Below are 17,410 nucleotides of genomic sequence, written 5' to 3'. Positions count from 1 at the left end.
TTTGTCAAGGTTGTGGCTTGGAAATGTCACTTCGACCGCGAGGGTATTGCATATTGTCCGGCGTTGCTGTATTATGACTGACCGTTCAGTCATATATCGTTCGGTATCGCGTAGAGTGCCAGGATTCACGTTCGATGCCGGATTTCAAAAGGAGATATCGTGGCCAGTTCCCAGGTGAAGGAGAAAAAGACGAAAATTCTCGAGGTTGCCCTCAGGCTGTTCAACGATATCGGGTATCGAAACCACGCTCGACGAAGTCGCGAAGCAGGCGGATATCACCAAGGGCACTCTGTACCTCTATTTCAAGAGCAAGGATGATCTGTTCATCCAGTGCATGTTCGACGGCTCCGAGAAATGGATGTTGCGCGCACGGGAGATCATCGACGGCCCTGACGGCATCCGCGAGCGCCTGCGAAAGCTCGTCCAACTCCAGATCGACGTGTTCACCCGCAACGGTCCGATGATCCAGCAGTTCATCCTGCGCAAGCGCGCCACGAGCCATGATTCATCCCTTGCTAAGCGCATGATGAAAAAGATGCGGGAACGGCTTGAATTTTTTGCGGTGTTCTTCAAGGAAGGCATCGAAAGCGGGGAGTTCTCTGACACCCTTTCCCCGATGCAGATGGCCATCATCTTCCACCAGGTTTTCGACCTGAACATGAAGTTTCAGTTGTTCGACGTGCCCACCCTGACGGCCGACAGATGCAGCGATGTCCTACTGAGTCTGCTCTCGTCAGGCAAACGACCCAACAAGTGACGGAGGCAGAACACATGTCCGCGATTCGAACCCCGGTTTTCCGAACACTCCTGTGCGGCCTTTTCATGCTGACCTGCATCACCGCTCCGACGATCGCACAAACGGAGCGGAGGGAACCGCCGACCGGCGATGTTCGCGAGATCGCCAGTGAAACACCCGATCTGGCCGATGCCCCGGCGCAGACTGCCGAATCTGGAAGTGCCGATTCCAGCGACGTCCAGGATGTGGTTCCGAAGCAGACGATGAACGAGTTCTATGAAAGTCTGAAGAATCTTCCCGTCATCGACACGTCGTCCGGCCCCGTGAAGATCGAGGACATCCATCTTGCCCAGGTGCTGCTCCTGGCGCTCGAGCGGAATCGCACGATCATCGGCTCGGCTCAGCAGGTCGAGAGCGCTGATGCCCAGGTTCTGCAGGCCAGGGCAATCTCCGGAGCCAGGCTCACCGGAAATTTCCAGCAGTCGCACGTCGATGACGTGGCCAAGACCATTTCGGGCGGAAAAACGATCGACCTTGGAAAAAAAGATTCTCAGGCAGCCTATGTCGAAGTGACCCAGCCGCTGTATCTCAGCGGGAAGGATCGCTCGGCCCTCAGGTCGGCACGCCTTGGCCGATCGGTTGCCGGCGCCGGTCTCATGCTGACCCGGCAGAGCGTCCTGCTCGAGACTACCATGCTGTGGCTCTCCTGGCTGTTCGCAGGCGAGGCGGAGCGCGTGGGCCAGAAGGATCTCGAGCTCGCCGAGGCGCACCACGCGCTGGTGAACGCCAGATTCCGCCAGAAGCAGGTGTCCCAGTTCGAGGTGCTGCGGGCGGATGTCCGCCTGGCGCAGGCATGCAGCGATCTTCGAAAGAAAACCAACGCGAGGGAGCTTGCGTTCCTCGACCTGCTGAACGTGCTCGACCTTCCTGAAAACACGGTTCTCACTACAAAGGACCGTCTTCTCATGGTCGATCTGGAGATCGATCCGGTCAAAGATGCTTCCGAAGCGCTCGAGCTGCGCGAAGACGTGCGCATGAAGCGGCTGGGGGTTCAGCTCGCCAGCCAGGGGATCGCGTCGGCCCGAAGCGAGAATCAGCCCATCGTCAGCATGTTCGGCCAGAGCGGCGTGCAGGACCCCTCGTCGAAGTCGTCGATGGGGAATTACGAGCGCAAGGGCTACTGGAAAGCCGGCGTCGTGGCGAACTTCACCCTGAGCGACGGCGGCTCGAGGAAGGGCAAGATCAAGGAAGCCCACGCGAAACTGGCCATCGCCGAGAACGCCCTCCAGGAAGCCATCGTGAAGGCGAACATCGAGATCAAACAGGCGTCTTTGAACATCGAGACGGCGAAGGAAGTGGTGAGCGCGCAGCGGGAAGCGCTGAAGCAGGCGGAAGAGGCGCTTCGGCTCGCCGGCGTGCGGTACCGCAACGGCCTGTTCACCCAGGTTGAGCTGTTCGATGCCGAGAATGCCTACCTCGCCACCCGCCTCCAGTATCTCCAGGCGATCTTCAGTTACCACCAGGCCTATGCCGCCTACAGACTCGCAACCGGCAAGCTCGGACGGGAACTCCTGGCCCGGGCACCCAATAAATAAGAAGGAGCTATATATAATATGTCATTTATGACTGCGCTCTCGAAAGCCTCGCCGAGCGGATACTCGAAGTCGCTTCTGGCGACGGCCCTGTTGGCTTCTTCTTTCGTTTTCCCTCTCCCTTTCTATCTGCTCCCGGGCACGCCCGGCATCACGCCCGCTTCGGCGCAGACCGACGATTCGAAACTCCAGCCCGTCATCGTCGAGAAGGTGATCTCCTCCGACATCAGTCAGCAGCTGCGCACCTCGGGCGAGATCCTTTCCTACCAGGGCGCCGACATCCATCCGAAGATCGGCGGTGAGGTCATCAAGGTCAACGTCCGTGAAAGCTCGGTGGTGAAATCAGGCGACGTGCTTGCCGAGATCGACCACCGGATCCTGGACGCCCAGCTCGAACAGGCTCAGGCTGCCGTGACGGTCGCCAGGGCCTCGGTCGAGGTTCAGGAAGTGCTGGTCAAGACATCCGAGTCGGCCCTGGTCTCAGCCAAGGCCCAGGCGGCGGCCGCGAAGGCGAAGGCGGTCAACATGGCCGCGACGAAAAAGCGGTATGAAGAACTGTTCCGGGAAGGGGCGGTTTCCGAGCAGCAGCTCGATGACGTCAGGACCCAGTATGATGCGGCGGATGCCCAGAACGTCTCGGCCGAAACCAATATCCGCCAGGCGGAAGACTCCATCCGCTCGAACCAGGTGACCCTCAAGGTCCGAAGGGCGCAGCTCGCCCAGGCCGAATCGAACCTGCATGCCGCCGAGGTGCAGCGTGAGAACGCGTTCGTGAAAGCCCCCTTCGACGGTCGCATCACCATGCGCGTGCTCGATGCCGGTGCCATGGCCAACCCCGCCCAGCCGATCTTCCGGCTTGAGCAGATGAACCGCGTGAAGGTGGTCGGCAGCCTGGTCGAGAAAGACCTGATGCAGCTCCAGGCCGGGAAAACCGAGGCGTCGGTCAGGGTCGACACCTTCGCCGACCGCGAGTTCAAGGGAATGGTCACGAGCGTCTACCCGGCCATCACCTCGAAGACCCGCACGGGCCAGTTCGAGGTCGTCCTCGAGAATCCCGAGATCGTCCTGCGCTCGGGCATGTATGCGACGATCATCCTGTCGCTCCAGACCGAGAAAAATGCTGTCGTCGTCCCCAAGGATGCGCTTCTCACGCATAATGGCCAGACAGCCGTCATCCACGTCACGAGCGAGGGAATGGCGGTGCGCAAGCCGGTTCGCGTCGGCATCGTCCAGGAAACCCGCGCGCAGATCCTCGAAGGGCTGCGGCCGGGCGACCTGATCATCACCCAGGGCGCCGAGCTGGTGAAGACCGGCATCCGGGTCAAGCCGGTCCTGATGGAGGGGGATAAATGAACCTCTCTATATATGGCGTGAAATGGCCTGTCACCACCACGATGGTGTTTCTGGCCACCATCATCCTCGGGGCCTTTTCCTGGACCCAGCTGGGCGTCGACCTGATGCCCAATTTCGAGATCCCTGCCGTCACCATCATCACGACGTATACGGGCTGCGGCCCGCGGGAAATCGAGTCGAGCATCACCGAGCCGATCGAGGAAAGCGTCTCGACCGTCGAGAACGTCGACGAAATCACGTCGCAGTCGATGGAAGGCATTTCCATGGTCACGGTGAAGTTCAACTGGGGCATCAACCTCGATGCGGCGACGAACGACATCCGCGACAAGCTCGATCTCGTCGCGCGCCGCCTTCCCGACAATGCCGACAAGCCGTTCATCTTTAAGTTCAACACCTCGATGATTCCCGTCGTGATGCTCTCCGTCTCGGCGAATGAAAGCTGGGAAAAGCTCGAGAAGATCACCGACCGGAAAATCGTCGATGCCCTCAAACGCATTCCCGGCGTTGCCACTGCCCTGCAGATCGGCGGCGACAAGCGCGGCGTCCTCGTGAACCTCGATCGGGAGCGCGTCCAGGCCACGGGACTGTCGGGAAGCCAGATCGTCGGCCTGCTCCGGAATCAGAACGTCGACAACCCCGGCGGCACCATCAAGCAGGGGCAGTTCGAGTATCTCGCGCGCACCCCCGGCAAGTTCACCCGCGTCGATGATCTCAAATCGGTCGTCGTCGCGACGAAACCCGGCGTCGTGCGCCTCGGCGACGTCGCCGAGATCAGGGATGATTTCCTCGAAAAGTCCAACGCGTTCTACATCAACGGGAAACCCGGCATCGGCATCATGGTCCAGAAACAGTCCGGCGCCAACACCGTCAGCGTCGCCGCCGCGGTGCGCGAGGCCCTGCCGGAGATCCAGGCCCAACTGCCTCCCGATGTGAAACTCGAGATGATCATGGACACGTCCGAGTTCATCCAGAACACGATCGACAACCTGAGCGACTCGGTCCTGCTGGGCGGCATCGCGGTGTTCTTCGTCATCATGTTTTTCCTGCGCGACATCCGCGGAAGCCTGATCATCTGCACCACGATTCCGACCTCGCTGATCATCACATTTCTGTTGATGTATCTCGCCGATTATACATTAAATCAGATATCGCTATCGAGTCTCGCGATCGCCATCGGCATGGTCGTCGACAACTCGATCGTCATCCTCGACAATATCAAGCGCTACCTCGAACGGGGTGTCAAATCGCGCGAGGCGGCCATTTCCGGCGCCGTCGAGATGGGAACGTCGGTCATGGCCTCGACGCTGACGACCATCGTCATCTTTCTGCCGATCATCTTCACGACCGGCCTGATCAACATCATGTTCGGCCAGCTGGCGATGATCATCACAATGGCGCTGTCGGCCTCTCTGATCTCGGCGCTGATGCTGACGCCGATGATGTGCTCGAAGATCCTGAAGCCGGCGAAAGTCCAGGGGAATGCCGTCGTGAAGACACGGTTCGAGTTCCTCGAGAAAATCGAGAGCATCTACGGCAAAACCCTTGACACCCTTCTGAACCATCGCTGGAAAACCGTCGGCTGCCTGATGGCATGCTTCGTGCTGTCGCTGGGCCTGGTGAAGCTGGTCGGGGTGGATTTCATGCCGGACCAGGACCAGGGCCGCATCACGATCAAATACGAGTGTCCGGTGGGCACCCGGTTCGAGGTGACGGGCCAGTTCGGGCAGCGAATCGCCGAGATCGTGAAAAAGAACGTTCCCGAACTGAAGACGTTCGTGGTCCGGTACGGAAAATCGGCGGGCCAGGGCGGCGCGATGTCGGGCGCAAAGAACTTTTCGTACGCCGGCCAGGTTAGCGTGATGCTCGTTCCCAAAGACAAGCGTAGGCGCGGCGTCAAGACCGTCATCCAGGATCTGCGCCCCCTGATCGAGGAGATTCCGGGCATCACCGTCAACTTCGACTCGGGCGATCCCATGGCCAACATGATGGGAACGGCCGGCGCCGGTTTCACCCTGAATCTCTATGGATACGACCTGAAGACCGGCCTTGCGTGGGCGAACCGGCTCAAGGAGAGACTGTCTTCCATTCGCGGCCTCGCCGATCTCGAGATCAACCAGGACCTCGCCCAGCCGGAATTGCAGGTGAACATCGACCGGGAAAAGGCCGCAACGCTCGGATTCAACGTGTCGGACATCGGGAGCGCCGTCGAAACCTACATCAGCGGCGACACCACGGTGAAATACCAGGAGGGCGGCGACGAATACGACATCGTCGTGCGCTTGCGGCCGGAAGACCGCGACCGGATCGAGGATCTCGACCGGGTTCCGCTGATCAGTCCGACCGGCCAGGTGGTGCGGCTCGACAACGTCGCCCGCATCTCGAACGAACTCGGGCCAACCAACGTCTCCCGCAACGAGCAGGAGCGATACATCCAGATCACCGGCCAGGTCTACGGCCGCGGCTCGGGCGATGTCAGCGACGACGCGAAGGCGATCATCGAATCGATGCCGATTCCGCCGGGATTCTCATGGAAATTCGCCGGGAACGAAAAGCAGCGCCGCGAGTCGTTCTCGGTGCTCCTGCAGGCGGTCATACTCGGATGTATACTCGTCTATATGGTCATGGCGTCCCAGTTCGAATCGCTGCTGGCGCCGTTCATCATAGCCCTGAGCATTCCGTTCGGCTTCATGGGCGCGGTGCTGTTCCTGGTCATCGTCGGGTCGAGAATCTCGATCGTGTCTCTGCTGGCGTTCCTGATTCTCATCGGTATCGTCGTCAACAACGGCATCGTGCTGATCAGCTACATCAATATCCTCGTCAAACGAAAGATCGGCCTCAGGGAAGCCCTCGTCACATCAGGCATCAGCCGGTTGCGGCCGATCCTGTCGACGACGACGACGACGGTGCTGGGCATGATTCCGATGGCCATCTCGACGGGAGAAGGATCGGAAATCTGGGTCCCCATGGGAATGAGCGTCATCGGCGGCTTGATCGTCTCGACGCTCATGACCCTGTTCCTGATGCCCATCCTGTACTCGCTGTTCAGTCGGTGGCTCGTGCCGGCGGACCATCCGGCGTAAAGGAGAAAACGTGATGGAATTCCTGATCATCGTGTGCAGTTCCACCGTGCAGGACGAGCTGCACGAACTGTTCGAAACCATCGGTGTGACCGGGTATACGTGCGTGCCGTCGGTCACGGGCTCGGGAAAAGGGGGTGGAACCCGGCTGAATGACGAGACCTGGCCGGGTGATAACAGCATGATCCTGATCGCCGTGTCCGCCGACCAGGCGGCGAAGGTGATGACCTGGGTGCGCGAATACCGACGAGGTGCGGTGCGCGAGGGCATGAAACTCTTCTCGCTGGCCATGAAAGAAATGGTCTGAGCGGAAGGAACCGCTTTTACTCTGCAGACCGTGGTACGGTATAATCCATTCGATTCGGAGACTGAGGATCGATGGGAAACCTGCCATGATGAGATGGATATGTGTCCTGATGGCGGCCTTTACCGCATGGGGCGCGATCACGAAACCGGCCTTCTTCTGGGAGCACCACAAGGCCCGGTTCATGCGCGGCATCCTCGGGGATGCCGGCGCCGCGGCGTTGTATATTGCGATAGCTTTGTTCTTCACGTGGCTGGGTGTCTTCGGTCCGGTGGATTGACGATGCGAGACGGGATCCGCTCAATCAGGCTGTACTGCGCCCTCGGCCCGGGACTCGATGACGTGCGTTCCGCTCTTCGCGCATCGGTCTGGCCCTGGCTTCGCGGCCTGGCCGAAAAGCGGGGCTGCGTTCTGACCGTCGTCGAACTTCGCGACGGTGCGCCTGGCGGCGATTCCGACGAAACTGTCCTGAAATGGGCCCTTCACGAAGTCGACCGCTGCGCCCCGTTTTTCGTCTCGATCGTCGGAAACGACGTCGGTCCGGCCCCGAGGAAGATCCCGCCCGAGGCGTTCCGGTTCGAGTCCTGGATCACCAGGTTCAAGGGCGCCTCGATCTCCGAACTGGAACTGCGCCGCGCCATGGAGCGGCGCTCTGAAGTCTTTACTCCGCGTCTCTTTCTTGTCGCCAGGCAGGGCGCCGACGGCGGCGCCCCGTCGAGGCGCAGGGAAGACCTGGCGGCTGTCGCCCGCGAGATGGGTGTCCTGGTCGAATCGTGCGAGGGCGAGCTGGAAACAATAACGGAAAAAATATATGCCGATCTCGAGCACGCCTTCGCAGCGCTTCTGCCAGAAACATTCGATTTTGCCGGGAGAGACGCCTTGGACGATCGCGCCTGGTCACGGGCGAGGCACGAGGTTTTCGTCCCTCACAGAGAAACGATGGACCGTCTCACGGCGCACGCCGAAGGCGATCAGCCTCTGCTGCTGTTCCTGAACGAGCCCGGTTCCGGGACGTCGGCCCTGCTCTCCGCCTGGGCCGAGGAATTCGAGCGCGACCATCCCGGTGCCCTCGTCATCGCCGTGCATCTCGAGACCCCCTCCATCGACCCGCCCGACATCCGGATCTGGAAACGAATCATCGGGGACATCAAACGCCGAATCGGCGTCTCGCTTTCGCTGCCCGAAACCGAAGCCGGGTGGCGGATGGACGGGCCCGAGTGGCTGCACCTCGCGGCGGCGCGCGGCAGGACGGTCATCGTGCTCGACGGCCTGCATCATGCGGCGGACGCGGAAGGCGTCTTCCGCATCGACTGGCTGCTGGCCCCGTGGCCGGCAGACCTGCGGTTCGTGCTTGCGATGAGACCGGGGCGCCCGCCCGTCGAACTGTTCGAGCGCCGGGGTCTGCCGAGTCTGGCCATGCCTCAGCCTGACCGGCAGACCCGCGCCGCTTTGATTCACGCCTGGGAGGAATCACTCGGCATCGAATTACCGCACGTATGGCGCGAACGGAGCCTTGCGGCGGAAAGCACCGCGTTCCCCTTCACCGCCGTCACCCTGCTTCACGAGACCCGCCGTCTCGGGACAAGCGGCTCGGCGGCCCGGTTCCTGAACGAGTGCATTTCGACGCCCGATCCGCTTGCCGTCGTTGATATAATACTTAGTAGAATAGAACTTGAGTGCCGCGATACGCGATGCCTGCTCGTTCGTGACGCGCTGTCCCTGGTTGCGCTGTCCCCCCGCGGGATTCCCGAAGAGCGCCTGCTCGAGATGCTCGCCTCCGGCGAAGACGGCGGTCGGCTGCCCCAATCGCTCTGGCAGCCGCTTCGGCGGTCGCTCGCGGCCTTCCTCTGCGAGCGGAGCGGTCGGCTGCTCCTTTCGAACGAGATCGTGACCGAAGCCGTCCGCAGAAAATACCTGCTGAGCGACGCGCATATTCGGGCTGCCCGCCAGCGGCTCATCGAGAACGCGTTCCGTCACGGCCCGGACGCGAACGACTGGGAGGAACTGGCCTGGCATCTCGCCGAAACCGGCGCCTGGGAATCTCTGTACCGCCTGCTCTCGAACCCCGCCGGGTTCGACGCGATCGCACGCATTCAACCGGGCGTGGTCCTGCGATACTGGCAACGGCTCGAGTCCTGTTCTCCGTTCCGTCTCATCGAAGCGGCGAGCCGCATTCTGCTCGAACCCGATGCATGGAAACCCTATCTGGGCACGTTCGCCGCAATTCTCGCCTCGGCGGAACTCTGGGGCAAGGCCATCGCCCTCCAGGTCCGCCATATCGAACATCTGCAGGCGGCGAACGATGAATCGGCCCTCTGGAGCAGTCGGGAGACCCTAGCGGCATGGCATATGGCACTGGGCGAATTCGCCCATGCCGAGGGAATTCTCGCCGCCCTGGCCGAATCCCCCGTGCCGGGCGGCCGCGGCGGCGCGGCCCGCGTGTCCCTGCGCCGCGCGATCATCGCCGGTTCCTGCGGCAAATACGATGCGGCGGTGCGGCATTGTCGGGAGAGCAGGCGCCTGTTCCGCGAATCGAACGACCCCTTCAGCCTGGAGGTCGCTCTCGGCCACCTGGCCAGCTATCTCTACGCCCAGAGCGATCTCGGCGGCGCGATGAACTTCTACGCCGAACAGGAGAAAACCTGCCGCTCGATCGGCCGCCAGTCAGGCCTTGTGCGGGCGCTCCATGGGCAATCCCTGATCCTGCGGGCGTGGGGCGATCTCGACAGCGCCTTGCGCCTTCTCCGCGAGTCCGAGGAGATCTGCCGTCGTCTCGGATATCGCGAGCGGCTCGCGGACGCCCTGTGCCAGCGGGCTTCGATCGTCCGGACCCGCGGCCGCATCGATCTCGCGCTCGAGTTGTATCAGGAAGCCGAAGCGATCTGCCTCGAAACGTCGTACCGCGACGGTCTCCAGGTGACCATCGGCGGCCAGGCCTCGATCAGGCGCATTCGCGGCGATCTCGACGAGGCCGTGCGCCTGTTCCAGGAACAGGAGCGCCTTTGCAGGCTGATCAACAACAAGGAAAGCCTGCCGATCGCTCTCTGCGGCCACGCCGTGATCCTCTGCGACCGCGGCCGGCTCGACGACGCCATGGAGATGTTGAAAGAGGCGGAACGCGTCTGTCGCGAAATCGGGTATCGCGAAGGACTCCCCCGGATCCTCGGGAACGCCGCGTCGATCTGCCGTGACCGTGGCGATCTCGACGGGGCGATCGTCCGTCTTCGCGAAAGCGAGCGCATCTGCCGGGATCTCAACCTCAGGTCGGGGCTCCAGCGCGTGCTCGAGCAGCTTGCCCTGGTGCTCAAGGCTCGCGGTGAGCTTGACGGCGCCCTGGCGCTCCTGAAAGAGCAGGAAAAAATCTGCCGTCAGCTCGGCATCAAGATCGGCCTCCAGGTGTCCCTCGGCCATCAGGCGCATATCCTGTATTTCCGGGGCGAGGTGGATGCCGCGATGAGCATGTTCCGCGAACAGGAGCGCATTTGCCGCGAGCTCGGCCTGCGCGACCGGCTCCAGATCGCGCTCGGCGGCCAGGCGGTGATCTTCCGCGCCCGCGGCGACTGGCAGCGGTCGATGGAACTGCTGAAAGAACAGGAGGCCATCTGTCGCGAACTCGGCCTCAGGAGCGGCCTTCAGGTGTCCCTGTATAACCAGGGCATCATCCTCCTGATCCGCGGCGATCTCGACGGGGCGATGACGCTGTTCAAACAGCAGGAAGCCGTCTGCCGCGAATCCGGCTACAGGGAGGGCCTCCAGGCCGCCATCGGAAGCCAGGCCGTCATCCATCGCAATCGGGGCGACCTCGACGGCGCGATGGCTCTCTTCAAAGAACAGGAGCGCATCTGCCGGGAATCCGGCTACAAGGAAGGCCTCCAAGTCTCTCTCTGCGGCCAGGCCGTGATCCTGCAGGCCCGCGACGACGTCGACGGCGCCCTCGACCGGTTGAAGGAAGGCGAGAAGATCTGCCGCGACCTCGGCCACAAGGAAGGCCTTCAGCGCGTGCTGTGCAACATGTCGACGATTTTCGAGCGGCGCGGTGAACTCGACACGGCCATGACGCTCCTCAGCGAGGTCGAGCACATCTGTCGCCTGATCGATTACAAGTCGGGGCTCCAACGGGCCCTCGAATACATGGCCGGCATCCACAAGACCCGCGGCGACCTGCGCATGGCGATGAAACTCCTGAAAGAGCAGGAAGCGCTCTGCCGCGAACTCGGGATCAAGGCGGGCCTCCAGGCCTGCATCGGACGCCAGGCGCAGATCCGCCAGGCCGAGGGCGACCTCGAGGGCGCGATGCAGCTTTTCCGCGAGCAGGAAGCGATCTGCCGTGAAATGGGGCTCAAATCAGGACTTGCGAAAGCCCTCGCCGCGCAGGCGTCGCTCATGGGCAGAAAACTCGACCGGACGGGCGAAGCGGTGACCCTCATGAAGGAAGCCTGGGGCATGGCTCGCGCCCACGGCCTGGTTTCGCTTTCCGACCAGATCGCCACCGTGCTCGACACCATGCAGTCGAACGTCGCCTCCCCTTCCGGCGGCCCGGAGTGCGACGACATCTGGAAGAAAATTCAGAACCGCCTCATTCAACGCGTCTCGTTCATACGCCCCGACGATGACCCGCAGATTCTGCTCGATCGCCTCAAAGCGCATGAGCGGGTCAGCCGCGACCTCGGCATGCAGGAGGAGGTCGCCCACAGCCTCGCCGGCCAGGCCTACGCCCATCGGCTCCGGCGCGAGCCCGAAAAAGCCCTGCAGAAACTTCGCGACGAGGAAAAAATCTGGCGCGCCCGCGATAACAAAACCCGCATCGCCGAATGCCTGACACAGCAGGCCTTGCTGCTCGCCAACGACATGAGCATGCCCCGCGAGGCCCTCGGCCCCGCCGAGGAGGCCGCGAAACTGGCCGCCTCGTTCGAACTTCTCGAACTCTCCAACGACGTTTTGGCCCGTCTTCTCGAGCACATTCGCGCCAGCTTGCGCTGACGCGAAAGCACTCTTCACTCTTCCACAGGCTCGAATCGTATAAAAAAATCAGCCCCCGACGCATGCCGGAGGCTGATCGTGGTTCTTTATTCGAGGGTGTGGATCACCACGCCTGAGCGAAGTTTGGGCTCGAACCAGGTCGACTTCGGGGGCATGATCTTGCCCGCGTCGGCGATGTTCATCAACTGGGTGATCGAGGTGGGGAACATCGAGAAGGCGACCGCGAACGTCCCCTCGTCGACGATTCGTTCCAGTTCCTTCACGCCGCGGATGCCGCCGATGAAGTCTACGCGCTTGTCGGTGCGCGGATCGCCGATTCCCAGAAGCGGCGCCAGCAGATTGTTCTGCAGGATCGAGACGTCGAGACAGCCGATCGGATCCTTCGGGTCGAACGAGCCGGCCTTCGCTGTCAGCCTGTACCACTGACCCTTCAGATACATCCCGAAGCAGGTGGCCTTCGCGGGCTTCTTCTCGGTCGTCTTCTCGACGGTGAACTTCTCGCCGACCTTGGCCAGGAACTGCTCCTGCGTCATGCCGTTCAGATCTTTGACCGCACGATTATAATCCATGATGTATAGATGGTTGTGTGGAAAGAGAACGGCCAGGAAAAAATTGTATTCCTCGTTGCCGGTGTGTTTCGGGTTCTGCTCGCGGCGCACCTTGGCGATGCGGGCCGCGGCGGCCGAACGATGGTGTCCGTCGGCGACGTAGAGGGTCTTGATCTTTGCGAACTCGGCGATGATCTTCTCGTGCCAGGCCTTGTCGGTGATGACCCACAGGACGTGCCGGATCCCGTCTTCGCTCGTGAAATCGTATTCCGGCGCGGCTTTCATGGCTTCATCCATCATCGCGTTGATCGAATCGACGGCGGGGTAGGTGAGGAACACCGGGCCGGCGTTCGAGTTGGTCACGTCGACGTGCTTCAGACGGTCTTCTTCCTTGTCCTTCCGGGTCAACTCATGCTTCTTGATCGTGTCGTTCCAGTATTCGTCGGCGGCGCAGCAACACATCAGGCCCACCTGGGCGCGGCCGTCCATGACCTGCTTGTAGATGTAGAAATTCGGGGTCGGGTCGTGGCGCAGCCAGCCGTTCTTCTGGAACAGCTCGAAGTTCTCCTTCGCCTTGGCGTAGACCTTCGGGTCATACAGGTCGATCGTGGGGTCGAGATCGATCTCGGGCTTGGTCACGTGATGAAACGAATATGGGTTCCCGCCCGAAAGCTTGCGGGCCTCTTCCGAGTTGAGCACGTCGTAGGGCAGGGCGGCCAGCTTGGGGACGATGTCCTTGGGGGCGCGAAGGCCCTTGAAGGGGCGAACCGTTGACATTCCTGTTTCTCCTTGAAGTATCGCCGAGCGATGTTGTTTTTGGGAAAACCGGCCCCATTCTAGGAACCGGCGGGGCTCTTGTCAATCCGAAGAAGCGGGGGACCTGCGGGGCAAAACGGGTGCCGACGCGGAGGCGCTCTGCGTCGCCAGGCTTCGATAGGCGTCCAGCAGAAGCCCCGATTCGAGGCCGTCGTGCGTCGAGAACCAGAGAACGTCGCGCGTCAGATCGACAGCTTGCACGGCCGGTTCCTTCAGAAGCCATTCGCGGGTGCGCGACGCCGACTCGAGGAGCGGCTGTTCCCGAAGATACGCCCGAAGCCGTGCGTCCGCTTCGCTCGCGATCCGTTGCAGGCGCGTGCGGGCCTCGATGCTTTCCCGGCTGTCCGAGAACATCGCGTCCCTGGCCCACACGAGCAGGTCGGCGGGCACGGACGACGTCGCGACGGCGGAGATCCCTTCCCGCGCCCGCGGATTCCGGGGAAACCTGGTCGCGAGCGTTTTCACCGCCTGGAACCGCACGGTCTCGGATGCGTCGGCCAGCGAATCGATCGCCGCTTCGACGAGCGGGGCTTCCTCCCAGGGCGGAAGGAGCGGGAGGGACTGGAGTGTGATCAGCGCCTCCTCGCGACACCGTGGATCGCTTGCATGAAGCACCGAAAGAAGCTCGGGAACCGAATCCCGGGTGAACGAAGTCGTCATGGCCCTGATCCTGTCGGGCGTAACAGGCGCTTCCCCGGCGGAGCCCATCGGTGCGAGGATGAGGAGCAAAGACGGCAGGGCAATGGCCGCAGCGTGTTTCAGGATTGTTCTCATGGGTGTCTTCGTCTTGGCCGTTTGAGATGGCCGGTACAGAGAAAAAAAGCCCGGAACCGGAGTTCCGGGCTTTTTGGAAAACGGATTACTTGCCGGCGGCCGGAGCGACAGGCTCTGCGGCCTTCTCTTCGACCTTCTTCGCCTTCTTGGCCTTTTTGGCCTTCTTGCCCTTCTTGGCTTTCTTGGCGGGCTTCTTCACTTCTTCCTTCTTGTCGGCGGAGGGAGCAACGGCGGTTTCGGGGGCGGCGGCGCCGTCCACGATCAGATTGCCGTTCTCGTCGCGGGAAAGGATGTGCCAGACGTCGCCGTGCTTGAAAGCCGGTGCCAGGGCATTGCCGTCCTTGTCGGTGCCGGGGGTGCGGCGGCTGAAATTGCTCTGGGCGCTGTAATACATCAGGTCGTGCTTCAGGGTGTGGGTCGCGTCTTTCGTGAAGGAAGCGGACTTCATGTCTGCGCTGACGTACACGACTTCCTTGCCGAGAGAAACGCTCTTCACATCCTTGTCGCCGGAACAGGGATCAACCTTCGCGGCAAAAGCCGACGAAACCGGAACGAGCAGAGCGGCTGCCAACAGAACGGGGAGCAATCTCTTCATTACATGAACCTCCATCCAGATATTCTTCAACGATCTCGCAACGATTCAAGTTGCGTGCCTACATTATCGCGGTGAACCCCACTTGTCAAGAGCGGGTAAGAATCGGATCGCGGGATCAGCGGGGGTGCCGGCCTGTGAAATCTGTTCGGGTGCGAATGAGCCACTGCTGGAACCAGAAGATGATGCTGATATCCATCATGACGTTCCCTCCTTTCTGAACCGCCCGCCTGAGGCGGGATGCGAGCCGTCGCCGGACAACGGGATGTCTACCTGGGCGACGGAACGCCACACTTCGAATAGAGCATTTATCGTGCCATCATTGAAAAATGGCATTGGAAGCAGTTTTCCTGGTGTCCGCGGGCCGCACATGCTTTCCAGATCAGGACTGTGCTCAAAGATTGCGCAATAGGCCGGTCCGAATGTATAGTTGAGTCCGATGGAAACAGGCTTTCCTTTCGGGAAAGGCACCCTCCAATAACCCAGCCGAGGAGTCATGCATGCAGCCCCATCTCAAGCTCGAAACCGGAAGTATCTCCCCCTATGTCCTCGTGTGCGGCGATCCCGCCCGCGCCGAACTGATCGCGAATCTCTGCGAGAATCCGAAACAGCTTGCGTACAACCGTGAATACAGGACCTTCGTCGGCACGTATAACGGACAGCAGGTCACCATCACGTCGCACGGCGTCGGTTCGGCGGGCGCCGCGATTTGCTTCGAGGAGCTGATCAAGACCGGCGCGAAGGTCATCATCCGCGTCGGAACCTGCGGCGCGCTCATCGACGGCCTCGGCCAGGGCGACCATATCGTCACGACGGCGGCCGTGCGCGAGGACGGCGTGTCGTCCCTGCTCATTCCGCTCGGCTACCCGGCCGTCGCGGACAGCGGCGTCACGGACGCCCTCGAAGCGGCCTGCAAGCGGGAGAAGGCGCCCTATAAGCGCGGCATCGTCGTCGCCAGCGACCTGTTCTATCCCGGCATTCTTCCGAGTTCGCTCGAGCTCTACAGCAAGGCCGGCGTGCCCGGCGTCGAGATGGAATGCGCGACCCTGTTCGTCATCGCCTCCCTGCGCGGCGTTCGTGCCGGCGGCATCCTGACCGTCGACGGCAACCCTCTCAAGTGGAACGAAGGCAACTACGATCCGCACGGCGAAAAAGTCACGACGGGCAAGTCCCGGATGCTGAAACTCGCCCTCGAGGGCATCACCACCCTGGCGAAATCCGACAAGGCCTGATCGAACCGTCATGAACGGGCACGCTGGGTGCGGATGCGGCGGGGCATGTCCCCCGGCCGCATCCGGCGCCGCCTGCTCCCGCGCGACGGCGCCGAGCGGCGACGGGCCGATTCTCTTTCTGCTGCCGTACCCGAGTCTTTCGGGGCTTGAATTGTTCTGCCTGCGTTTTGCCGTCGATCTTCAGAACCGGGGCATTCCCGTCGCCGTGGCCGCTCCGGAAGGCGGGCTGATCGCCGAACAGTGCCGCATCCGGGAACTTCCGTTCCGGAGCCTGCCCGAACTGCGCCGGATCGACCCCGCCGCGGTGAAGCGCCTCTGCGATATTCTCGGAGGTTGCGGGACCGGCCCCGCCGCGCGCGCGGTGGTGGCGTTCCGCACCCAGGCGATGTATCCGGTCCATCTGGCCCGCCTGATGATGCGCCTGCACGCCCCCCTGTTTCTGTTCTACCGCATCGGGGCGGGCAATTACCATCGCCGCGATCCGCTCCACCGTGTCCTGTTCAGGCATGTCGCCGCGGTCGTCCCGAACGCCGATCACGTCGCGAACAAGATAATAAAATACTGGGCCATATCTCATGACAAGGTCGTCTGCATCCGAAGCGGGGTCGATACGGACCGGTATCGCCCCGACGAAGGCCGCCGCGAGGCTCTCCGCGCGAGCCTCGGCCTGCCTGAAAACGCCCTCCTGATCGGCAACGCCGGGCGCATCCACCCCGAGAAGGGTTCCGAAATCCTCATCGACGCCGTGTTCGGCCCCGGCGGCGCATCCGCCGGCCGCTCCGACATCCACCTCGCCTACGTCGGCCGCGAATACCAGCCCGGGTACGCGGACCATCTCCGCAACCGTGCGGCCGGGCTGGGCGCGGCCGACCGGTTTCACATCCTCCCGTTCCGAAACGATATCGAGGCCGTCCATCCGGGGTTCGACCTGTTCGCTCTCGCCGTGACCTCGCATGAAACGTATGCCTACACGGCGCTCGAAGCCATGGCATGCGGCGTTCCTGCAATCGTTCCTGCTATAGGCGGCATGTCCGAGATGTTCGCCGACGGCGCCGAAGGGTTTTTCTTCAGGCATCGCGACACGTCATCTCTCAGAGAGACGCTGCTGCGGGCCGTTTCCCTCCCCGCCGCCGACCGCCTGAACATGGGCCGCGCCGCCCGCGAGCGGATCCTCCGGACCGCCGGCTGGGACGCCATGATGGACCGCTACATCGACCTGTTCGCCCGCTGCCGCGTCCCGATGTCACCCGGCGATGTCCCCTACAACGTAAATAATGAATGTCGATGATCGAGGCCACCAGAATGAATAGAATTCGGGGGACGTGATACCGGATAACAGCACGGATGTTTTCTGGCTGACATGTGTCTTGATTTGCGGGAAGAGTGGTTTTCTGGTAGAAAGAGGC

At 62.0% G+C, this 17,410-nt stretch carries 12 protein-coding genes; 9 read left to right on the top strand and 3 right to left on the bottom strand.

Translation table 11 applies throughout. The annotated features are described in order from the left end of the window. The first annotated feature begins 205 nt into the window (after positions 1–205). The 7 genes from PLU72_11750 (at position 206) to PLU72_11720 (ending at position 12,042) form a co-directional block, all read left to right on the top strand. On the top strand, positions 206–757 hold the full coding sequence (locus PLU72_11750; GenBank protein HOT28856.1) for a TetR/AcrR family transcriptional regulator: 552 nt from the start codon (positions 206–208) through the stop codon (positions 755–757). A 14-nt stretch (positions 758–771) separates the two neighbouring features. Continuing rightward, a complete protein-coding gene (locus PLU72_11745) occupies positions 772–2,331 on the top strand; it encodes a TolC family protein (protein HOT28855.1) in 1,560 nt (519 codons plus the stop codon). 18 nt (positions 2,332–2,349) lie between these two features. Next, positions 2,350–3,681 (top strand): efflux RND transporter periplasmic adaptor subunit, encoded by a 1,332-nt coding sequence (locus PLU72_11740; GenBank protein HOT28854.1) that lies wholly within the window; start codon positions 2,350–2,352, stop codon positions 3,679–3,681. Then, positions 3,678–6,761, top strand: a complete 3,084-nt coding sequence (locus PLU72_11735; protein ID HOT28853.1) for an efflux RND transporter permease subunit — start codon at positions 3,678–3,680, stop codon at positions 6,759–6,761. Before PLU72_11740 ends, PLU72_11735 begins: the two co-directional genes overlap by 4 nt. 13 nt (positions 6,762–6,774) lie before the next feature. Continuing rightward, positions 6,775–7,065 (top strand): hypothetical protein, encoded by a 291-nt coding sequence (locus tag PLU72_11730; protein ID HOT28852.1) that lies wholly within the window; start codon positions 6,775–6,777, stop codon positions 7,063–7,065. An 85-nt stretch (positions 7,066–7,150) separates the two neighbouring features. Then, the gene (locus tag PLU72_11725) at positions 7,151–7,342 is read left to right on the top strand and encodes a hypothetical protein (protein HOT28851.1); all 192 of its coding nucleotides are present in this window, start codon (positions 7,151–7,153) and stop codon (positions 7,340–7,342) included. Positions 7,343–7,344: 2 nt separating this feature from the next. Beyond that, positions 7,345–12,042, top strand: a complete 4,698-nt coding sequence (locus tag PLU72_11720; protein HOT28850.1) for a tetratricopeptide repeat protein — start codon at positions 7,345–7,347, stop codon at positions 12,040–12,042. 86 nt (positions 12,043–12,128) lie between these two features. Here PLU72_11720 and PLU72_11715 read toward each other — a convergent pair whose 3' ends face one another. The 3 genes from PLU72_11715 to PLU72_11705 form a co-directional block, all read right to left on the bottom strand. Continuing rightward, on the bottom strand, positions 12,129–13,367 hold the full coding sequence (locus tag PLU72_11715; GenBank protein ID HOT28849.1) for a DUF1015 family protein: 1,239 nt from the start codon (positions 13,365–13,367) through the stop codon (positions 12,129–12,131). A gap of 81 nt (positions 13,368–13,448) precedes the next feature. Then, complete coding sequence (locus PLU72_11710; protein HOT28848.1) at positions 13,449–14,180, bottom strand: hypothetical protein; 732 nt, start codon at positions 14,178–14,180, stop codon at positions 13,449–13,451. Positions 14,181–14,265: 85 nt separating this feature from the next. Further along, the gene (locus PLU72_11705) at positions 14,266–14,775 is read right to left on the bottom strand and encodes a hypothetical protein (GenBank protein HOT28847.1); all 510 of its coding nucleotides are present in this window, start codon (positions 14,773–14,775) and stop codon (positions 14,266–14,268) included. 497 nt (positions 14,776–15,272) lie between these two features. On the opposite strand from PLU72_11705, the gene PLU72_11700 reads away from it, so the two are divergent. Together PLU72_11700 and PLU72_11695 are read left to right on the top strand one after the other, a co-directional pair. Then, positions 15,273–16,004, top strand: coding sequence for a nucleoside phosphorylase (locus PLU72_11700; protein HOT28846.1), 732 nt, complete (start codon positions 15,273–15,275; stop codon positions 16,002–16,004). 10 nt (positions 16,005–16,014) lie between these two features. Next, on the top strand, positions 16,015–17,292 hold the full coding sequence (locus PLU72_11695; protein ID HOT28845.1) for a glycosyltransferase family 4 protein: 1,278 nt from the start codon (positions 16,015–16,017) through the stop codon (positions 17,290–17,292). The last annotated feature ends 118 nt before the right edge of the window (positions 17,293–17,410 follow it).

This window comes from Candidatus Ozemobacteraceae bacterium, from assembly GCA_035373905.1.
Lineage (GTDB): Bacteria > Muiribacteriota > Ozemobacteria > Ozemobacterales > Ozemobacteraceae > MWAR01.
This window is presented reverse-complemented; position numbering and strand designations above follow the sequence as displayed.